Origin of the sequence: Tenacibaculum sp. SZ-18, assembly GCF_002813915.1 — a bacterium.
GTDB lineage: Bacteria > Bacteroidota > Bacteroidia > Flavobacteriales > Flavobacteriaceae > Polaribacter.
In genome coordinates this window covers 1,393,810-1,415,763 of record NZ_CP019335.1, presented here as the reverse complement: position 1 = coordinate 1,415,763, position 21,954 = coordinate 1,393,810, and the positions used below count along the sequence as shown (strand labels likewise).

Genomic DNA, 21,954 nt, shown 5'->3' with positions numbered 1-21,954 from the left:
CTTGCAAATTTACACTTTTATATAGAATTATTAAGGAATTTTCTCAGAGATAAGATTTACATTCCTAAGATAAAATAAAGTGTTATCCATAAATGTTAATAACTCGCTAACACATAACATTTAATTAACAATACATTAACATTTAACGCAGACATTTGAATTGTTTTAACAAAATATAAGATGAAAAAATTACTACCCTTACTCCTACTGATAATATCGTTATCAGTTAAAGCTCAGATTCCAACCTATTACAATGATGTCAATTTAACATTAAATGGATCTGCTTTAAAAGATCAACTTGCTACAAAAATCATCTCTACACACAACATTTTCTTAAGTTACACTCCAGGTGTGTGGGATGCATTAAAACAAACTGATTTAGATCCAAATAATTCTAGTAAAGTACTCCTAATTTATGGTTGGAATGATTCTGACTCTAACAATACGAATGATAGAACTAGAGATAGAGATCAAAACGGAGGGAACTCTGGAGATTGGAACAGAGAACATGTCTACCCAAAGTCTTTAGGTAATCCAAATTTAGGAACATCTGGAGCTGGAGCAGATGCTCACAGTTTACGCCCTTGTGACGGTTCAAGAAACTCTTCTAGAAGCAATAGAAAGTTCGCCGCTGGTAGTGGTGCTGCTTCTTATATTACTCCAGAAGGAAATTGGTATCCAGGTGATGAATGGAAAGGAGATGTTGCCAGAATGATGATGTATATGTATTTACGTTATGGTAACCAAACTTTACCTACAAATGTTGGTGTTGGGAGTTCTGTTCCTACAGATACTAATATGATTGACTTATTCTTACAATGGAATGCCGAAGATCCTGTGTCTGATTTAGAAAAACAACGTAATCCTATTTTACAAGTTGAACAGGGAAATAGAAATCCATTTATTGACAATCCAGCTTTTGCGACTCAAATTTGGGGAGGTCCACAAGCTGAAGATTTATTTGGAAATACTGGTGGTGGGAGCGATACACAATCTCCTACAACTCCATCTAATTTAGTTTCTTCTAATATCACACAAAGTACCGTTGATTTAGCATGGTCTGCTTCAACAGATAATATTGCCGTTGCAGGATATAGAGTTTTTAGAAACGGAACTCAAATTTCAACAACGCAAAACACTAACTATAGTGCCCCTGCCTTAAGTTCAGGTGTTACTTATTCATTTTACGTAACAGCCTATGATGCAGCAGGAAATTCTTCTAGCAATAGTAACACAGTTTCTGCGACAACTCAATCTGGTGGAGGTTCAGGCGTAGGAAATGCTTCTGATCTATTAATATCTGAGTATGTTGAAGGTTCCTCATATAATAAAGCTATTGAAATTGCTAACTTTACAGGAGTTTCTGTTGACTTATCTTCTTATTCGTTAAGAAAAGCAACTAATGGTTCAGGAAGTTTTACTAGTATCTTAAACTTAAATGGTCAGTTAGCTAATGGAAAAGTTTATATTGTTGCAAATAATAGTGCTTCTTCTGCAATCACTAGTGCTGCTAATATTACTGAAAATAGTGTCACTACTTTCAATGGAAATGACGCTGTTGGTTTATTTAAAAACGGTGTATTAATTGATTTAGTTGGAAACCAAAATAGTAGTGCAACATTTGCACAGGATGTAACTTTAAGAAGAAAATCAACTATTACTGCTCCAAATAGCAGCTTTATTACTTCAGAATGGGATACATTTACAATTGATACATTTTCGGATTTAGGAACTCACACAATGGATACTGGAACAGCTGATACAACTGCTCCTTCTACTCCATCTGGATTAATTGCTTCAAATACTACTCAATCATCAACAGATTTAGCTTGGTCTGCATCAACAGATAATATTTCAGTAACTGGTTATGAGGTATATCAAGGAAGCACAAAAATAGCTACTGTAACCTCTACTAGTTATACTGTGAATAACTTAACTGCCAATACTAGTTATAATTTCTATGTTAGAGCTTTTGATGAAGCTGGGAATGCTTCAAACTCAAGTAATACAGTTGGTGTAACTACATTACCAGAACCATCTTCAAATGGAGATCTAATTATTTCCGAATATGTAGAGGGATCATCAAACAATAAGGCAATTGAAATTGCTAACTTATCTGGAGCTACTGTAGATTTATCTGAATATTCATTAAGAAAAGCTACAAATGGATCAGGTAGTTTTTCAAGTGTATTAAATTTAACTGGTCAATTAGCTGATGGTGATGTTTATGTTGTTGCCAACTCAAATGCAACTGCTGTTATTTTAAATGTAGCTGACATCACTGAAGCAAGTGTTACTACTTTCAATGGAAATGATGCAATAGGATTATTTAAAAACGGAGTTTTATTAGATTTATTGGGTGATCCGAATAGTAGTGAAAACTTCGCCCAAGATATTACTTTACAAAGGTTTTCTAGTATAATTACTCCAAATGATGTATACACCACTTCTGAATGGAATGTATTAAGCACTAATACTTTTAGTGGTTTAGGTAACCTTGATAATGGAGGAGGAACTGATCCTACTGGACCTGTTGTATTATCTGAATCTTACTTTGAATCGGGATGGGATAACTGGACTGACGGAGGAAGCGATGTGGCTAGATATTCCGGTTCTAGATCTTTTGAAGGACTTTTCTCGATACGTTTAAGAGATAACTCAGGAACTGCGTCTGCAATGACTTCTGAAACTTTTGATTTAACATCTTTTGAAACAGTTGAAGTTGATTTCTACTTTTATGCCTATAGTATGGAAATCGGAGAGGATTTCTGGTTAAGATATTACGATGGTAGTTCTTGGCAAACTGTTCAAGTTTGGGCTAGAGGAACTGATTTTAACAATAATACTTTCTATAATGCAACAGTTACATTAAACAAAATGAACTTTAATTTTGCTTCGGGTGCTCGATTCCGATTACAAGCAGATGCATCTGGAAATAAGGATTACATATATATTGATGAGATTACTATAACAGGAAATTCCACATCCACGATGGGTAAATCTTCAAAAGTTGCTTCTAGTTCGTCATTAACTGAATTAAATTTTCTTAACACAGATGATTACAACGATAATAATAGGGATTTAAAAATCTATCCAAATCCCGCTATTGGAAAATTTTTGAATATCAAATTACAGGACACACAAGATGAGGATATGACATTTAAAATTTCTTCCGTTTTAGGACAAGTAATTATTAGTGGAAATCTAGATGAAAATTTCATCAATATTGAAAATCTTAAAACTGGAGTTTATTTATTGGAAATTAATGATGGTGAAGAAGGAATAATTAAGAAGTTTATCAAGAAGTAAAGATCAACTATATGAAATTAAAAACTCGGAAGTTAGCCTCCGAGTTTTTTTATCAGTTATATTAAAAAAATTATTTGATTGTAATTAAAATAGTGAAGTAATAATTTCTTTAATAGTTATTCCTTCTGCTTCTGCTTTATAATTCTTGACAACCCTGTGGGATAAAATAGGAACTGCAATAGCCTGAACGTCGTCAATATCTGGGGAATATTTTCCATTTACCGCTGCATATGCTTTGGCTGCTAGAATAAGATTTTGTGAAGCTCTTGGACCAGCTCCCCAATCAATATAACTTTTTACTAAATCCGTAGCTAAATCTGAATTTGGCCTTGTTTTACCTACTAATGATACAGCATACTCTACAACATTATCAGCTACAGGAATCTTTCGAATTAACTTTTGTATTTCAACAATTTCAGTTGCACTAAATAACGCATTCACCCTTTGTTCATCAACAGAAGTTGTACTTTTTACAACTTGAACTTCTTCTTCAAAAGTAGGATAATCTAAATTGATAGAAAACATAAAACGGTCTAGTTGTGCTTCTGGTAGAGGATATGTTCCCTCCTGTTCAATTGGATTTTGTGTTGCTAGTACAAAAAATGGTAAATCTAATTTATATTGCTTTCCAGCAATGGTTACAGATCTCTCCTGCATAGCCTCTAAAAGTGCAGCTTGTGTTTTTGGAGGTGTTCTGTTAATTTCATCCGCCAAGATTATATTAGAAAAAATAGGTCCTTTAATGAACTTAAACTTTCTAGTCTCATCTAAAATTTCACTTCCAAGAATATCGGAAGGCATTAAATCAGGAGTAAACTGAATTCTATTAAAATTTAAACCCAATGAACTAGAAATTGTATTAACTAACAATGTTTTTGCCAGTCCTGGAACACCAATTAATAAAGAATGGCCTCCACAAAATATGGAAAGTAGGGTAAAGTTAACAGCTTCATTTTGCCCTATGATAACTTTACCAATTTCTTGTTGTAATTGGATATACTTTTTTACAAGTTTATCTACTGCTGCAACTTCAGACATATTCTTAGTTTTCTTTTTTCCAGTTAGCTTTAAAAGTACATTTTTTATAGTCGTTTCCTAACTTAACATAGGTTTCTGTAATCTTTTCCTTAGACCATTTTTCTATCGTCTCTTCTTTTTTCTTTGCTAATGCTAATTGCTGAATTTTAACATAATCTTTGATCAAATCAGCTTTATGAGTATCAGTTCTATTTCTCATTAAAATAAGCATATACATTTTCTCTTGCGTACGAGTTTCTTCATAAAAAACATCAGAATATTCTCCTGTTTTTAACTCATTAACTCGACCATATAATGCAGGATCCATTCTAGTTAATTCCCAAGTAGGCTCACTTGTGTAAGGATTGATGTATAATCCTCCGTTATTTTTTGTCGCCTTGTCTTCAGAATAATTACTAACCGCATCCTCAAAGGTAATTTTACCATCTACTAAATCCTTCTTGATTCCTTCTAACTTTTCCTTGGTTTCTTTAAGCTTTTCATCGGTAACTTCTGGAATAATTAAAATATGAGATACTTCTCTGGCCTTTCCCCTGATTTTATGAAGAAGGACAATGTGATATCCAAAATCAGTTTTAAAAGGTTCCGAAATCTCTCCTTCATCTAAAGAAAAAACAACCTCTTTAAACTCCTTAATAAACTGTGTATCCTTAGTTACTGGACCTAAAAACCCACCATTTTGGGCGACACCTGGTTCGTCAGAATTTATAATAGCCTTTAGTTTAAAGCTTGCTCCATCTTCAATAATCTGCCTTCTAATTTCAGTTAATTTATCAATTACTCTCTTATTTTCTTCCTCTGTAGGTTCTGCTTTTAAAACAATCTGAGCTAATTCAACTTCTGCAGCAAACTCCGGTAAATCTTCTGCGTCTCTTAAACCATTGTAATACAACCTTACTTCTTCTGGGGTAACATCAACATCTTCTGTTACTTTAGCCTGCTCTCTTTCTATAAGAACGTTTTCTTTTTGTACTCTAGATAATTCCTTTTTTAAATCTTCAAGATCGTTAAAACCGTAAGCAGCAACAACCTTTTCAATAGTTCCATATTCTTGTGTAAAATATTGAATACTTCTTTCTACTCTCGAGTCAATTTCAGCCTTGGAAACCGTAACACTATCTACAACTGCATGATGTGCTAATAATTTTTGTTGCATTAACTCCTCTAACATTTCGCAATCAGAAAACTTTACTTTTCCTTCACTACGTAATTCAACTTCCTGCTTAAATTTATCAATATCTGAATCTAAAACAATATTTTTACCAACTACTACGGCAACACCATCAATTTTAACATTTTGTGCACACAAACTAAGTGTTGAACACATTATAACAAGTGAAAAACTAATACTCTTTAAATTCATTATTCTTAATTGCATCATTAATCAACGTTTTTTCTATATCCCTAACTAATTCTATCTTACGTTTATGTAAGATTAATTGTTTAATATTATTTTCAATATAACTTAGTGGAGCAATGTCGTTTCTCAGCAAAACATTGTTCACAGCGACCAAATATACTCCTAAACTGTCTTCCTTCTTTATGAATTTTGATTTTTTTAACAATTTTTCTTTTGGTTCGTATCTAAAAGGTGGAATTTTTTGAAGAACATTATCATAAGTAATCCAGGAAGAGTCTCTCAATTGATAATCTTTAAAATTAATTGTTAAAGACTCTAAATCTTCTAAATCTTCTTCTTCTTCAGATTTAAATTTATCTATGGCTTCCTTTTTATCTAAAAAGTCATTTCCAAAGTACACGTATTTTATCTGCAATAACTCTTCGTTAAGTTTGAAGTTCTCCTTATTATTTTTATAGTAATTTCTTATAGACTCATCACTGATGACGGTATCCAATTGTTGTTTTATTAAACTTTCTTTGTAACCATTTATGTACAAGCTTTCTCTGTAAGCTTTTATCAATTCATCAATTTTATTATAATTTACTTCAGAAATATTCTCTTCAGCCTTTTGCAATAATAATTGTTGTTTCGCCCAAGTATTAATATAACTCTTGGCCAAAACAATACTATCACTTTCTAATATTCCTTTTGGAATTACCTCATTTAATTCCGATAAGTATAAGTTGGTTTCTCCAACTGAAGCAATTATTGGTTCTTCACGCTCTTCTTTTTTTGAGAATACATCTAATGATTTAATTTGCTCACAAGAACATAAAATAACAAGAATAACTAAAAATAAAGCAGACTTTTTCAAACTCATTATTGATTATATGATTTCTTTAGTTTCTTTATCTCTTTACTCTTAATCTTAATTTTATTTTCTTTTCTTAACGTTTTTACCCAATCATCTTCCAGAAATCTTTGATAATCATTAATCACTTCACCCTTAATTTCTGCTAATTCTTTTCCTTTATATTTTGATTTATTTTTTTCAAAGTACATTGTTAGACCTTCATCGTCTTTTTGAGAAGCATCCCAAATTTTAGTCTTCATTAAGTCAAATAGCAATAAACCATCTTTATATTCTTGAAGCGTATTCTTATACTCTGGATATATATATTCCAGGTTATCCTTGTAATAATTTAATACACTATCATCTTTGAAACTTTCCCAAAGACTTTCAACACTTAAATACTTTTTATTTTTTATATAGTTTAAAAATTGTAAAAAATTAATGTCTCTATTTTCAATACTCAAAATAGAATTTTGCTCCTGCTCTTCTGGAAATTCAAAATCTCTATCCTGAATTACTTGATTCAACAATTGTTTATTAACGGATATTTTATATTTCGATTTTAAATCACTAATCAACTTATTAATTGATAATTTTCCTCTGCCGCTAGTTCTAATTCTTGCTTCTAGTTGCGGTTTTAACTCTTCAAAAGTCTTAACAGGATAATTTTTAATCAACTTTACAATGTGCCACCCATAACGAGTTTTAAAGGGTCTACTAATCTCTCCTGATTTTGTCAATTTAAACACTTCATTTTCAAAAGATGGAACCATTCTTCCTGAAGTAAATCTAGGTAATACTCCCCCCTTTACAGCTGATCCTTTATCTTCTGAATATTTCTTAGCTAACTCCGAAAAATCATTGCCTTCTAGAATTTTTTGATAAATTGAATCAACTTTTGTTTTTGTAGAATCATTCATATCTCTGATTAATATGTGTGCAACTTCAAAAGCTCCTTTTGATTTTCTTTTATCTGTAACTTTCAAAATATGATAGCCGAATTTGGTTTTGAAAACTTTAGAAACTTTACCAACTTCGGTTTTATAAGCAGCCTCTTCGAAAGGGTAAACCATTCTAAAAGCTGAAAAGTAACCTAGATCTCCTCCATTTATTTTAGCAGAAGGGTCATCAGATATTTTTTTCGCTAATTTTTCAAATGGAACACCTTCTTTAATTTTTGTTACAATTGAATCCAACCTTTTAACCAGTATAGTTGTATCAATCTTCGTTTTATTTTTGGGAGGAGTTATTAAAATATGACTAGCTCTAACTTCATTTATAGTTCTATCATACGCTTCTTGTAACATGATTTTCTTAAAATCTTCATCCTGTAAATAAGGAGTCATCAATTGATTCTTATAACTCTTATATTCACTAATATATGTTTTAGAAGTGTCTAATTTCAACTTGTAAGCTTCATTTAACTTTAATTTATAATTTATAAAAAGATCTAAATTCTTGTCAATGCCTTTTTCACTATCATTAATCTGATCTAGATTTTTCTCATAAATTCTTTTGAACTCTGAAACATAAATAGGTTCATCGTTAATAGTTAATAAAACTTCGTCTTTCTGAGCAAAACTGTTTACTCCTAAAAACAAAAAAACAATTGCGATAATGTTATTTTTCATAAAATTATAATGATATGATTCCTTCAATTTTTTCGGCGTCTTTGTAATATGAAATAATTTCGTCAGCACTTTTCATTGTGATATGAATTGAAACGCTCACATACTTTCCTGTTCTCGACTTTTTGGTGTTAATTACAGCACCTCCTTTATTAAATAAATCTTGAACTTGATTTACTTGATTTCCATTAGATGGAACGATAAATTTGTATAAGTATTTTGTAGGAAAGGTAGTTGTTTCCTCTAATTTTGCTTTTAATTTAATATAAAAAGAGTCTCGCTCCGACATGTATTTTTATTTGTGTGATTATTAATTTATTCGAGATAGGAAATATTCAAAAAAAATTATTAAGAAAACAAAATTACACTATTTATTACATATAACTAACGAAACTTCTATTTTTGCCCCATGCAACAAAAAATTGTTTTCATAGGCGGTCCTGGAACTGGAAAGACTTCGGTATTAAGATTTTTAAACCGCCAAGGCTTCAAATGTATGCCAGAAATTTCGAGAGAGGTAACTAAAAAGGCTCAGGAAGAAGGAATTGAACAATTGTTCTTAACCGACCCTATTTTATTCAGCACCAAATTATTAGAAGGAAGAGAAAAACAATATATTGAAGCTGATAATTCGAAGGACAGAATTGTTTTTTTTGATAGAGGAATTCCAAGCATTCATGCTTATATGAGATATTTTAATACAGAGTTCCCTTCTGTTTTCATGGAAAAAAGTGAACAATATCGTTACACAAAAATTTTTCAGTTTCTTCCGTGGAAAGAAATTTACAAGTCAGATAATGAGAGATACGAAACTTTTGAACAGTCGGAATTGATTAGTAAATACCTTCATAAAGCTTACACAGAACTTGGTTATGAAATTATTAATGTACCTTTTGATAATGTTAGAAATCGTTGTAATTTTATTTTGAGTCACATGTAAAATGTCAAAACCAAAAGACTTATTAAAAGAATATTGGGGCTTTTCATCTTTTAGACCCAAGCAGCAAGAAATTGTAGACAGTATTCTTGATAAAAACGATACGGTAGCTTTATTACCAACAGGTGGCGGAAAATCAATTGCTTTTCAAGTTCCTGGTCTTGTATTTGAGGGAGTTTGCATTGTAGTTTCTCCTTTAATTGCTCTTATTGAAGATCAAGTTTCCAATTTAAAAGATCGCGGTATAAAAGCTACCCAAATACCTTCTGGCTCTTCTACAGATGATATTGTTCGTATTTTTGACAATATAAAATATGGAGGATACAAATTCTTGTATTTGTCACCTGAAAGAATTCAAACCAAACTAATTCAAGAAAAATTAAATGAATTACCCATTTCTTTAATTGTTATAGATGAAGCACATTGTATTTCTGAATGGGGACAAGATTTTCGTCCTTCTTACACGAAATTAAATATTTTAAGAAAATTAGCTCCAGAAGCAAAAATTGTAGCTTTAACAGCCACTGCAACGAAAAAAGTATTGACAGATATTGTAACCATTTTAGAATTAGAAAATCCTACAATACTTCAAGAGTCTTTTTACAAAGAAAACCTTTCCTTAAATGTAATTTATACAAATGATAAATTAACTAAACTTCATAGAATATTCGAGAAAAATCAAACACCAAGTATTGTTTATGTTACCTCAAGAAAGAGAACTAAAGAACTTTCTAAATATCTTAATCAAAACGGATTTAAAAGTGGGTATTATCATGGTGGATTAAACATAAATGAAAAAAAAGATGCTTTTGACTCCTGGATGAGTGAAGAAAAACCCATTATGGTAGCAACAAATGCATTTGGAATGGGAATTGACAAAGCTAATGTTGGATTAGTAGTGCATTATAACATTCCAGCTTCGTTAGAAAACTATGTTCAAGAAGCGGGAAGAGCCGGTAGAAATAAGAAGCAAGCTTTTGCCTTAATGTTAACTAATGATTCAGATATTCAAATATCAAGGGAAATCTTAAAACGAACACAACCTAGTATTCAAGATTTAAAAGAAATCCATAAAAAACTATATCAACATTTTCAAATTTCCCTGGGAGAATCCAATTTGGAAACGTATAAATTTAATATTCTAGAATTTTGTAATAAATACAATTTTATCCCAGCTAAAGCATTCGGTGCTTTCCAAATCTTAAATAATTACGGCATAATTGAATTCAATCAAGGTAAAAGAAAAACATCGACCATTCAATTTTTAATTAGTAGTAATCAGTTAATACATTACAAAGAAACAAATCATCTTAGAAAAAAGATAATTGATATTATCTTAAGAATGTATGCTGGATCTTTTGAAAACGAAGTAAAAATAAATGAATTTGAAATTGCTACTAATGCTAATATAACTTCTTTTACAGTTATTGAAATTCTTGAAAAACTTGAAAATGAAGGAATAATAAAATATCAAAAAACCAATACAGATAGTGAAATTGTTTTTCTTGTTCCTAGGGAAGACGATAAAACTATTAATAGAATAAGTAAAAATGTCTTTAACTTTATGAAGCACCGTTTTCAAAAAGCTGATAATATGATTTCTTATATAGAAAATAAGGAGGTTTGCAGAAGTATTCAAATATTGAATTACTTTGGCGAAAAGTATGTTAAAGCTTGTGGACATTGTGATGTTTGTCTCAATAAAAAAAAGACTCATAAGAAGGACGTTTCTATAAACATTATCAACCTTTTAAATAAGAATCAACCACTTTCATTAAAAGATATCAGCGGTCAATTACATTACACAGAAAACGATATTTTAATACATTTGCGAAAGTTAATTGCTGAAGAGATAATATCAATTACAAATACTAATACTTACTTTTTAAACTAAAATGAAAGATTTAAGAATTGTTTTTATGGGAACACCTGATTTTGCGGTGACCATCTTAAAAAAACTTATTGAAGATAAATATAATGTCGTTGGAGTAATTACTGCACCAGATAAACCGGCAGGTAGAGGAAGGAAAATAAATCAATCAGCAGTAAAAAAGTATGCTTTATCTCAAAACTTACCGATACTACAACCTACGAATTTAAAGAACCAAGACTTTTTAAAAGAACTTCAGGATTTAAATGCGGATTTGCAAATTGTAGTTGCTTTTAGAATGTTACCTACTTTAGTTTGGAAAATGCCTAAAGAAGGAACTTTTAACTTGCATGCGTCATTATTACCAGAGTATCGTGGAGCCGCTCCTATTAACTGGGCTATCATAAATGGAGAAACTAAAACTGGAGTTACTACATTTTTTATTGATGATAAAATTGATACTGGTGAAATTATTTTAAAAAGAGAAATTGATATTAAAGAAGATGAAATTGTAGGTGAATTACATGATCGATTAATGCATTTAGGAGCAGATTTAGTTACAAAAACAGTAGATCTAATTGCTTCAGGTGAAGTAATTACAACAAAACAACCTGAGTTAGAAGAAAAAGCTGCTCCGAAATTATTTTCAAATAATTGTAAAATAAACTGGAATAAGTCTCTTTCTGAAATATACAATCATATTAGAGGATTAAATCCTTACCCCGCTGCTTGGACCAATATAAAAAACGGTGAAGAAGAAATAAGTGCAAAAATATATGCTGTTGAAAAAGAAAAGGCTGATCATGATTTGGAAATAGGTAAAATTGTAACTTCTAAAAAAGAATTAAAGGTTGCAGTAAAAGACGGATATTTAATAATTAAAGAAATAAAACTTTCAGGTAAAAAATTATTAGATATTCCAAGTTTGTTAAACGGTTTTACCTTTGAAGAGAATGCAACAATGCTGTAGCCCTTTATTCACGTGGCATTAGAGGATTTTAACTATTTTTCTATAGGGTTATTAACAAATTGGTATAACTTATTAACAAAATCTTGGTTTTTCACACTCTAAACTTGCGCAATATCCCATTAAATCTATATTTGTTGGGCATTAATGCAACAAAACATTAATTAATTTTAAAAATCTATAAATTATGAACAAGTCTGATTTAATCGACGCAATGGCTGCTGACGCAGGAATTTCGAAAGCTGCTGCTAAAGCTGCTTTAGATTCATTAACTTCTAATGTAACAAGCGCTTTAAAAAAAGGTGATAAAGTTGCTTTAGTTGGATGGGGAACTTGGTCAGTATCTAAAAGAGCTGCTAGAAACGGAAGAAACCCACAAACTGGTAAAGAAATTAAGATCGCTGCTAAGAATGTTGTTAAGTTTAAAGCTGGTGCTGGATTAAGCGATTCTGTAAACTAAGAACATATAGTTTAGAATATACTGAAAACACTCGATTTTTATCGAGTGTTTTTTTTATTCTGTAACAATTCAAAAAATGATGTGTCTTTATATTAAACGAAATAAAAATATAACATCATGAAATATATAATTTCTTCCCTAGCCTTATTTGTAGCGTCAGTTTCTTTTGCTCAAAAAACAGTGAATGCTTCTGACATATTGAGCGATATTAAAAATGGAAAAAATATTAATATTAGTAATGCAACTATCGAAGGTGTTTTAGATTTAACTTACATGGACGATGCTTTACCTTCTCTTCCTAAAAGGAAAAGATGGTGGAATAGCGGTGGATCAAATACTGTTGAAAAAGATATTTCAGGAAGCATTTCTTTTGTAAACTGTACTTTTAAAAATGATGTATTAGCTTACATTCCTCATGAAGAAAGTGGTTACACTTTTATAGCAAATTTTGAAGATTATGCTATTTTCAAGAATTGTACTTTCGAAAGAAAAGCCATGTTTAAATACTCTGATTTTGATGAAAATGCAGATTTTAGCGGATCTAAATTTTTAGAGGACAGCACTTTTAAATATGCTGAATTCTCAAGAAATATTTCTTTTGCAAACACTTTATTTGAAGAGCCAGCTACGTTTAAATATGCAGATTTTAGAAACTTTGTGAGTTTTGCTAATTCTGTATTCAAGGAATCAGCAACTTTTAAATACACTAAGTTCAAAAATGGGGTTTCTTTTAAAAATGTAAAATTCGAGGAAGACTTGAATTTAAAGTATACTAAGGTTGATGGAGAATTCAATATTCAAAATATGGAAGTTGGCTATGATATTGATTCTAAATACACGAAAATTAACGGAAAAAGTTTTAGTAAATATTTACTAAAGAGTAAATAGAGCCTATACCCGACTGACTACTATTTATAAAAAAAAAGAAGTGCTTAATTAGGCACTTCTTTTTTTAGTTTTTTACTTCCTTCGTACAATTCATACCTTACAAAGCGGCAATCTAAATCACCATTTTTTATAGGAACTCTTTTGGAAGTTCTTAATCCTACAAATTTCAATGCTGAAATATCTGAGGTTATTAACCAAGCTGTGGAATTTGGATAACCATGTTTAAGTGTATCGCCAATACTTCTGTAAAATTCCTCAACATTGATATTTAAACGCTCTCCATAAGGTGGATTAAATAATATCGTTGTTTTACCAAACACTTCTTTCTTAGAATTAAAGAAGTTAACATGATGTACACCGATAAACTCTTCTAAATTCGCATTAATAATATTTTGTCTTGCTTTTTTTACTGCTGAAGGTGCTTTATCAAATCCCATTATTTTAAAATGAGAGTTTCTTATCTTTTTAAGAAGGGAATCTTGAATTACAAAATATAAATCCTCATCATAATCTTTCCAGTTTTCAAAAGCAAAATGCTTACGATTAATATTTGCAGGAATATTATTGGCGATCATGGCAGCTTCAATTAAAAGTGTACCAGAACCACACATTGGATCAATAAAATTCTCTTCCCCTTTATAACCTGATAATAATACCAAACCAGCTGCTAAAACTTCATTAATAGGTGCAATATTCGTTGCACTTCTATACCCTCTTTTATGTAAAGAATCACCAGAACTATCTAGAGAAATTGTCAACCACTCTTTATGAATATGGATATGAATTTTTACATCAGGTGTTTTTAAATCAACATTTGGGCGCTTCTTATATTTAAACATGAAATAATCAGCAACAGCATCTTTTGATTTTAAAGAAATATAATGAGAATTTGTTGTGAAATTTCTTGAAAATACAACCGCATCTATAGCAAATGTTCCATCAACATCTAAAAAACGTTCCCATTTAATACGCTGAATTGCCTCATATAAATCTTCTTCATCGAAAACCTTGCTTCTTTTAATTGGCTTCAAAATACGTATAGCGGTTCTTAAAGCAATATTGGCTTTATACATAAAACCTTTATCTCCCCTAAAATAAACACTACGAATTCCTTCTTTAACTTCTCTTGCTCCTAACTTCCTGAGTTCATCAGCCAAAACGCTTTCAAGTCCAGAAATGGTAGTAGCTACCATTTTAAAATCTTTATCCATTCATGATATTTAAGGCTACAAAAATACATTTAAAACTGTAAGTTTTCATTACTTTTGCGTCCAACTTATCCTTATGAAGACAAAAGATTGGTTTACTTCGTGGTTTGACACACAATATTATCATATACTTTACAAGCATAGAGATGATAATGACGCGCAACTTTTTATGAAGAATATTACAAATTATTTAGAGCTTCCTAAGAATTCTCATATCCTAGATTTGCCTTGTGGAAAGGGAAGACATTCTATTTATTTGAATACCCTAGGATATCGTGTCACAGGTGGAGATTTAAGTAAAAATAGCATCGAATATGCCAAACAATTTGAAAATGAATCACTTTATTTTGAAGTTTGGGACATGCGTAAATCACTGGAGCACAAATACGATGCTGTTTTCAATTTATTTACAAGCTTTGGATACTTTGACGATGATGCCGAAGATTTAAAAGTTTTAAAAGCAATGAAATCAGGTTTAAAAGAATCTGGTGTTATTGTTCTTGATTTTTTAAATGTTCAAAAAACTAAAAAGAACCTTGTTGAAAAAGAAACTAAGGAAATTGATGGAATTATCTTTAATATTGAAAGAGAAATAAAAGATGGCTTTATTTTAAAGCACATTTCTTTCTATGCAAATGGAGAAATACAATCGTATACTGAAAAAGTCAAATTTTTGGATTTTGATAAGATGCAATATTATTTTGAAAGTATTGGTTTAACAATTATAAATACTTTTGGAGACTACAATTTGAACAAATTTGATGAGGATAACTCGAGTCGATTAATCTTGATTGCAAAATAAATGACTTACTTTCTCTTAATTGGATCAGTACTTTTAGGTGGTGCATTTGTGCTCTACAAAAAACCTAATAAACTCTACACTAGATTATTATTATCCTTCAGTGGGGCATACTTATTATCGGTAACCATATTACATTTACTGCCAGAAGTTTACTCTGGAAATCAAGATGAACATCGGCTTCATACTTTAGGTATTTTAATTTTAGTTGGAATTTTAATCCAATCTGTTTTAGAATCTTTTTCAAAAGGAGCAGAACATGGACACGTTCATTTACATTCAAGCACAAATTCTTTTCCATGGCTACTTTTCGTAAGTTTATCGTTACATGCATTTTCAGAAGGATTACCTATACATAGTGCTAATGACAATTTGTTATGGGCTATAGTTGTCCATAAAATTCCTGTAGCTATTATTTTAACTACCTTCTTATTACATTGTAATTTCTCAAAGACAAAAACTTTTACTTTCCTTTTTATGTTTAGTTTAATGAGTCCTTTCGGTTACTTTTTAGGGGAAAACAACACTTGGTTTCAACAGTTTAATCAAGAAATAACAGCTTTAATAATAGGGGTGTTTTTACATATTTCAACAATTATTTTATTTGAAAGCTCAGAGAACCATAAATTCAATTTTCAAAAATTTGCGGCTATTCTTTTAGGTATACTTCTTACCATTTTTACTTTACATTAAAATTATCTACTTATATTTAGAGAGATAAAATTACCTAGTTGTAGGTAATATTAATCTATATCAAATTTTTATATTTAAATGTACTAATTTTAAAATTATGAAAAACAAAATCAAAAACACCTTACTAATATTAACTTCTATTTTAACACTTTATTTTGGCTACTCCATTTTTGAGAGACCCAGTAATATAGAAGAAGATGTTTACTATAATATCAATCCTTACTTATCAGAATTTCAAGTACTACATACTACTAAAACTTTCGGTACAAATTACGCAATATTAGGTAAATTTGATTGTAAAAATGATTCAATTAAGAAAGCCCAATTTAAAATAGCAAATTTTGGTGGGCCAGTAAACTTTTATCTAAAAAAAGTGACGTTTGATCCAGAAACTGATTTTTTTACCTTTGATATTGGGGTATCTTTATTTTCAAAAGAAGACACAGCATTAACATCTAATTGTAGTTTTGTTTTTAAATCCGGTGAGGAATACGATAGTCATATCAAAATCCATACTCTTTTTGGTGTCATAGATGAAACCAATTACCTAGATGACAAACCTAGTAGAGACAAGTGGTGCTGTGGAAGAATGTGCCGATATATGTATACACCTGAGCAAACAAATTAAGATTGAGAAAACTTTTACTCATAATAATTTATTTAAGTTTTACTCCTACCAATTGTCAAAATTTTAAAAATCGTATCGATAAACTTTATAGATACGATTTAAATTTTGAGGGAAATAATATTGAATCTTTGTTTTTAAGATTGCAAGCTGAATTAATCGCTAATTCCAATTTTGATAGCATTCTGAAAATAAAATTAAAGAATACCATTACCAGTAAAAAAGATTCAATTTTTCTTTATTTAATAAAAGGTGATAGTATTAGAAATGAAATTTACTTTAAAAAAGAATCGAATGCATTTCAACAATACTTTAAGGCTTACAAGAAAGCTCTTGAAGTGAATGATTCAACATTAGTTTGTGAAAGCTTAAATAGAATTAATAAATACTGTATTACTTTTGAAAATAAAGACTATTTAAAGTATTTTAATCATTATTCTGATGAATATTTATCCTTTGCAAATACTGACCATCAAAAAGCGAGGGCTAAGTATTTTAGGCTTTCATATATTTTACAGAAAAATTTTAAAACAAAAGGAACATTACCGAAAAATATACTTTCTCAGTTTCATGAGAATATTCATTTTTGTAAAAAAACAAAAAATCTATTTATTGAAGCTGAGTTTTATAATCTAATAGGTGTTACTCATGATGTCTACTTTGAAGAACTCGATAGTTCTTTATTTTATTATAGAAAAGCAAGGAATATTTATAATAAACACAGAAACCTACAATTTTTTAAAAATAAGTTATTTGATTTACTGATAAATGAAGCTTTTGTAAATAGTAAAAAGGATAGACTAAATAATTCAAATGATAAACTTCAAGAAGCATTTAACTTAGACATAAAAGAAATGCGATATTTAGGTGCTATGAAAGCTCATAAATTAGCCTCTAGAAACTACGAACTTTTAAAAAAACACGATAGTTCATTATTATCTCTGAAAAAAAGTAATATACTTCGTGATAGTATTGAACTATTAAGGAATGCAGCAACCGTTTCTTTTAATACAGAACAACATAAAGCGCAGGAAAAAGAAAAAGAGAATTTAGAATTAAAGGCTAAAAGAAAGCAATATCAATTAATCTTTGTTATTGGTGGAATTTTTATCGTTTTGGGAAGCTTAATCGCTTATTTGAATCTTAAGAACTCACGTAAAAAGCGCTTATTAGCTGAACAACAAAAAGAATTAGAAAAACAAAAAAATCTGACTCTTTTAAAGGAACAAGAAATAACTACAATTAATGCAATGGTAGAAGGCCAAGAAAAAGAACGCATTCGTATTGCAGAAGATTTACACGATAATATTGGTAGTGTTTTAGCAACCCTAAAGCTTCATTTCGAAAACTTAAAATTAAATAGAGAGAAAAAACATTTCAATCAAGAAGAATTGTATAATAAAACTGAGAAGTTAATTGATGAAACTTATTTAAAAGTAAGAAGTATTGCTCATGCAAAAAACGCTGGTGTTATTGCCAATCAAGGGTTATTGGTTGCCATAAAAATAATGGCTGAAAAAATTTCGTCTGCAAATAAATTGAAAATTGAAATTGTAGACTTTGGTCTAGATCAGCGAATTGATACCAGTAGTGAAATAACAGCGTTTCGAATCATTCAAGAATTAATTACCAATATTATGAAACATGCTGAAGCCACAGAGGCAACTATTAATATATCTCTATTTGAGGATAATTTAAATATTATTATCGAAGATAATGGTAAAGGCTTTTATCCTAAACACATAAATTATGAAAATAGTATGGGAATCGGATCTATTAAAAAAAGAATAGAACATTTGTCCGGAACATTTCAAATTGATTCCGTTATAAACAGAGGAACTTCTATTATAATTAATATACCTACCTAATACCCATTTGTAAGTATTTATATGACCTACTCATTTTCTATATTTGATTAAAAGAACGATTAACTATGATAACAATAGCTATGGCTGAAGATCATCAAATGCTAATTGATGGTGTGAAATCATTTTTCGAATACGACGAAAATATAAATATAATTGGAACTGTTAATAATGGTGACGATTTAGTAAAACTTGTACTTTTAAAACAACCAAAGTTGGTAATTACGGATATTCGAATGCCAAGAATGGATGGAATCGAAGCAACTAAAATTATAAAAACCAAACTTCCTCACATACATGTTTTAGCATTAACAATGTTTGATCAACCAGATGCCATAAAACAAATGCTAGACGCTGGAGCATCAGGTTACTTATTAAAAAATTCTGGAATTAAAATGCTCTCTAAAGCTATTACCACGATCTCTGAAGGAAATACTTTTTTTGATCCTAATGTTGCCTTTAATTTTATGAATAACTACATAGATCAAAATGTTATGGTAGGAAGATCTGACAAAGTAGTTCTTTCAAATAGAGAAAAGGAAATCCTTCAATTAATTGCAAACGGACATACATCTAAGGAGATTGCTGAAAATTTATTTATAGCAAAAACCACAGTAGATACTCATCGTAAAAACATGATTCGAAAATTGAATTTAAAAAATGGAAATGAGTTGGTTAAATATTCAATTGACATGAAATATCAATTCTAAAATAACTCCTTCTCCTCTACTTCATTTGTCTTCAATAATAATCTAAGTATCAATTATTAATTTTATACATTAGTACATTATTATTTTTAATGATGTCGAAAAGTATTTTCTTCGTAGTTTTTATTCTTCTTTATTTATCTTGTAATGACCAAGTAAGAGATAGTAGGCAAGCGAAAACTAACTTAATAGAATTACAACAAAAATCAACTAAAAATAAAGATTCTGCCTATTACTTTCTAAAGAAAGGAGTTGAACTCATTAAGCATTTTCCTGAATTGTCTGATTCTTTAAAAGCGGAAAACAATTTTGCGCTAGGCGCTTACTTTTATGGCAAAGGGATAATGGACAGCGCTGCTCATTATTCTCATAAAGCCACTGATTTTAGTGGTGATTCTTTACAATACGATCGTGAAATAGATTACTTCTACCAAAGTTGGTATGTGTATTATTCTCAAGGAAAATATGGCGATTGTATTTCTATAGTCAACAAATTAGAAAGCTTATTGGATGACAAAGACTATAATAATCAAGTGTTTGTTAACTATTTATTTGAAAATACGTATAAAGCGAATGAAGACTTCAAACAAGCTATCTTTTACAATAAAAAACAAATAAAAGCGTACAGTAATATTCCTAATACCATGCCCTCTGTTAGAGAAGCAATAATATTTCAATCGGAATACGAATATCAATTAAAAAATAAAAATAGAGCTTTCAAATTACTGGACAGTTTACTTAATATTGAGAATCGTTTAAATGAAACCACAAAGTATAACTTGTACAACAGATATGGCATTCAAACCTTTGATGAAAATAAGTTCAAGACATCATTGGATTTCTTCATTAAAAGCTTATATCATCTAAAAAAAGTTTCTAAAAACAGAACTTCAGCAGATCAAAAAGCTCGATTATACTATAATATATCTGAGGCTTATTTCGCTTTAAAAAAATATAATAAAGCCTATACCTATCTAGATTCTGCCTTTTATTTAAATTCTAAAAATGATAATGAAACGGTCTTGAGGAGTATCTTACAAAAACAATTAGAATTAGCAGTAGTAACAGATAAGGATCCTACAAAACTAAGTAACAGTCTGGATAGTATTTTTAATTACCAAAAGGATCAATACACGAAAAAATATAAAGAAGATTTAGTTGCTTTAGAAAAAGCCTTAAAAAAGGAAAATGAAATTTTAGCAGAAAAAAAAGATATTGAAATTAAAAGTATTAAACGGTTATTTACATTAGTCATAATAGTTTCGATCCTAATTATTTTGAGTATATTCTTTTACAGACAACGAATGTATAAAGTCAAAAAACAAAGCTTGCAGATGCAACAGCGTTTATTAAGATCACAAATGAATCCGCATTTTACATTTAATACCTTATACACCATTCAAAATTTAATTAAGGACACGCCTTTAAAGGCTAAAAATTACCTTATAAAGTTTTCTAGATTATTACGTTTAATTTTAGAAAATTCAACTCAAAACTATGTGCTTTTTAAAGATGAACTGAAAGCTTTAAAAGAATATTATGCATTACAACAAGTACGATTCCCTGATAAATTCAATTTTTATATTCAATTGAATAATTTAGAGGAAGATAGCTTTATTTTCATTCCTCCAATGCTTATACAACCTATGATAGAAAACAGTATAGAACACGGTTTTAATGGCATTAATTATAAAGGAAAACTTGTATTAACTCTTACACAAAAGAAAAGTTTTCTTGAATGTAAAATTGAAGATAATGGTCGTGGTTTACAATCTAAAAATTTAGAAATTAAAAAATCCACTTCATTGGAATTAATACATGATTATTTAAAAAAATCAACAGGAAAAGGAATACAAATTACTGATAAAAATACACTAAACACGAACGAAACTGGCGTAATTGTATCTTTTAAAATCCCATTTAAATTGACTAAGAATGATTAATGTTATTGTTATTGATGATGAAAAACTTGTAAGATCAGATATAATTGATCGGTTAACCTCAAACTTTCCTAAAGAAATTACAATTGTTTCTGAAGCTTCTAGTGTCGCAGAAGCTAAAATTGAAATAGAAAAATATAATCCTGACTTGTTATTATTAGATGTTGATTTAGGAGATGGAACGGGTTTCGATGTGTTGAAGCAAATTAGAAACAAAAATATTCAAGTAATTTTTATCACAGGATTCGATACTCATGCAATAAAAGCGATAAAAGTTGGTGCATTAGATTATATCCTAAAACCTGTAGATGATGAAGAATTCAAAACAGCAGTTAAAAAAGCGATTAACAATATGAGTTCTGACAATAACATTGAACAACTTATAAAAGTATCAAACGACTATTACAACGGTTTAAATAAACGTATAATTCTTAGAACCTCAAATACAGTCTTCGCAATAAATGAAGATGATATTCTTTATTGTAAATCTGATGGAAATTATACCACTTTTTATACTATTTTGTCTGAAAAAATTGTGGTTTCAAAATCCATGATGAAAATAGAAGAACTTCTATCAGAAAGTACATTTGTTCGCTGTCATCAATCGTATATAGTAAATAAAAACAAAGTTGTTAAGTATCAAAAACAAGGATTTTTAATACTAAAAACGGGAGATAAAATTCCAGTAGCAGCAAGAAGAAAAGAATACACACTTCAAAAAATTTTTTAAATTCATTTACAAAAATGAAATTTTCAGTAACGAATATGAAATTTTAGATTACACTAGCATTTTTCGCAACTGTTCTATATTTATTTTCGTTTCAT

The 21,954-nt window shown here is 29.7% G+C and carries 19 protein-coding genes; 13 read left to right on the top strand and 6 right to left on the bottom strand.

Annotated elements, in window-relative coordinates:
* The first annotated feature begins 180 nt into the window (after positions 1–180).
* On the top strand, positions 181–3,309 hold the full coding sequence (locus tag BTO06_RS06485; protein ID WP_100924523.1) for an endonuclease: 3,129 nt from the start codon (positions 181–183) through the stop codon (positions 3,307–3,309).
* A gap of 84 nt (positions 3,310–3,393) precedes the next feature.
* On the opposite strand, the gene BTO06_RS06480 is transcribed toward BTO06_RS06485, so the two are convergent.
* The 5 genes from BTO06_RS06480 to BTO06_RS06460 are packed head-to-tail and all read right to left on the bottom strand — an operon-like array spanning position 3,394 to position 8,459.
* Positions 3,394–4,347 (bottom strand): AAA family ATPase, encoded by a 954-nt coding sequence (locus BTO06_RS06480; protein WP_100924522.1) that lies wholly within the window; start codon positions 4,345–4,347, stop codon positions 3,394–3,396.
* A gap of 4 nt (positions 4,348–4,351) precedes the next feature.
* Positions 4,352–5,728 (bottom strand): peptidylprolyl isomerase, encoded by a 1,377-nt coding sequence (locus BTO06_RS06475; RefSeq protein ID WP_232731530.1) that lies wholly within the window; start codon positions 5,726–5,728, stop codon positions 4,352–4,354.
* The gene (locus BTO06_RS06470; protein ID WP_232731529.1) at positions 5,691–6,569 is read right to left on the bottom strand and encodes a hypothetical protein; all 879 of its coding nucleotides are present in this window, start codon (positions 6,567–6,569) and stop codon (positions 5,691–5,693) included. The genes BTO06_RS06475 and BTO06_RS06470 overlap by 38 nt, the downstream gene beginning before the upstream one ends.
* Positions 6,569–8,173, bottom strand: a complete 1,605-nt coding sequence (locus BTO06_RS06465) for a peptidylprolyl isomerase (RefSeq protein ID WP_157811762.1) — start codon at positions 8,171–8,173, stop codon at positions 6,569–6,571. Before BTO06_RS06465 ends, BTO06_RS06470 begins: the two co-directional genes overlap by 1 nt.
* 4 nt (positions 8,174–8,177) lie before the next feature.
* Complete coding sequence (locus tag BTO06_RS06460; RefSeq protein ID WP_100924519.1) at positions 8,178–8,459, bottom strand: DUF493 family protein; 282 nt, start codon at positions 8,457–8,459, stop codon at positions 8,178–8,180.
* 120 nt (positions 8,460–8,579) lie between these two features.
* Here BTO06_RS06460 and BTO06_RS06455 point away from each other — a divergent pair, with 120 nt between their 5' ends.
* From BTO06_RS06455 to BTO06_RS06435, 5 genes are all read left to right on the top strand, one after another.
* Entirely contained in the window at positions 8,580–9,110 is a 531-nt protein-coding gene (locus BTO06_RS06455; RefSeq protein WP_100924518.1) for an AAA family ATPase, read from the top strand.
* A gap of 1 nt (position 9,111) precedes the next feature.
* The gene (locus BTO06_RS06450; RefSeq protein ID WP_100924517.1) at positions 9,112–11,001 is read left to right on the top strand and encodes a RecQ family ATP-dependent DNA helicase; all 1,890 of its coding nucleotides are present in this window, start codon (positions 9,112–9,114) and stop codon (positions 10,999–11,001) included.
* A gap of 1 nt (position 11,002) precedes the next feature.
* Positions 11,003–11,947: a methionyl-tRNA formyltransferase gene (fmt, locus tag BTO06_RS06445; RefSeq protein ID WP_198517138.1), complete on the top strand. Its 945-nt coding sequence runs from the start codon at positions 11,003–11,005 to the stop codon at positions 11,945–11,947.
* Between the two features lie 184 nt (positions 11,948–12,131).
* Entirely contained in the window at positions 12,132–12,404 is a 273-nt protein-coding gene (locus BTO06_RS06440; protein WP_100924516.1) for an HU family DNA-binding protein, read from the top strand.
* Positions 12,405–12,521: 117 nt separating this feature from the next.
* Positions 12,522–13,292, top strand: coding sequence for a pentapeptide repeat-containing protein (locus BTO06_RS06435; RefSeq protein ID WP_100924515.1), 771 nt, complete (start codon positions 12,522–12,524; stop codon positions 13,290–13,292).
* A 44-nt stretch (positions 13,293–13,336) separates the two neighbouring features.
* Here BTO06_RS06435 and BTO06_RS06430 read toward each other — a convergent pair whose 3' ends face one another.
* Positions 13,337–14,503, bottom strand: coding sequence for a THUMP domain-containing class I SAM-dependent RNA methyltransferase (locus BTO06_RS06430; protein ID WP_100924514.1), 1,167 nt, complete (start codon positions 14,501–14,503; stop codon positions 13,337–13,339).
* A 73-nt stretch (positions 14,504–14,576) separates the two neighbouring features.
* On the opposite strand from BTO06_RS06430, the gene BTO06_RS06425 reads away from it, so the two are divergent.
* The 7 genes from BTO06_RS06425 to BTO06_RS06395 all read left to right on the top strand — a co-directional run bounded on the left by BTO06_RS06425 (position 14,577) and on the right by BTO06_RS06395 (position 21,859).
* On the top strand, positions 14,577–15,302 hold the full coding sequence (locus tag BTO06_RS06425; protein WP_100924513.1) for a class I SAM-dependent methyltransferase: 726 nt from the start codon (positions 14,577–14,579) through the stop codon (positions 15,300–15,302).
* The gene (locus BTO06_RS06420; protein WP_100924512.1) at positions 15,303–15,992 is read left to right on the top strand and encodes a ZIP family metal transporter; all 690 of its coding nucleotides are present in this window, start codon (positions 15,303–15,305) and stop codon (positions 15,990–15,992) included.
* Between the two features lie 97 nt (positions 15,993–16,089).
* Entirely contained in the window at positions 16,090–16,620 is a 531-nt protein-coding gene (locus BTO06_RS06415) for a hypothetical protein (RefSeq protein WP_100924511.1), read from the top strand.
* 2 nt (positions 16,621–16,622) lie between these two features.
* Positions 16,623–18,485: a sensor histidine kinase gene (locus BTO06_RS06410; RefSeq protein WP_100924510.1), complete on the top strand. Its 1,863-nt coding sequence runs from the start codon at positions 16,623–16,625 to the stop codon at positions 18,483–18,485.
* Between the two features lie 65 nt (positions 18,486–18,550).
* Complete coding sequence (locus BTO06_RS06405; RefSeq protein WP_198517137.1) at positions 18,551–19,192, top strand: response regulator; 642 nt, start codon at positions 18,551–18,553, stop codon at positions 19,190–19,192.
* 92 nt (positions 19,193–19,284) lie between these two features.
* Positions 19,285–21,132, top strand: a complete 1,848-nt coding sequence (locus BTO06_RS06400) for a histidine kinase (protein ID WP_157811761.1) — start codon at positions 19,285–19,287, stop codon at positions 21,130–21,132.
* Entirely contained in the window at positions 21,125–21,859 is a 735-nt protein-coding gene (locus BTO06_RS06395) for a LytR/AlgR family response regulator transcription factor (protein WP_100924508.1), read from the top strand. The genes BTO06_RS06400 and BTO06_RS06395 overlap by 8 nt, the downstream gene beginning before the upstream one ends.
* Positions 21,860–21,954: the final 95 nt, after the last annotated feature.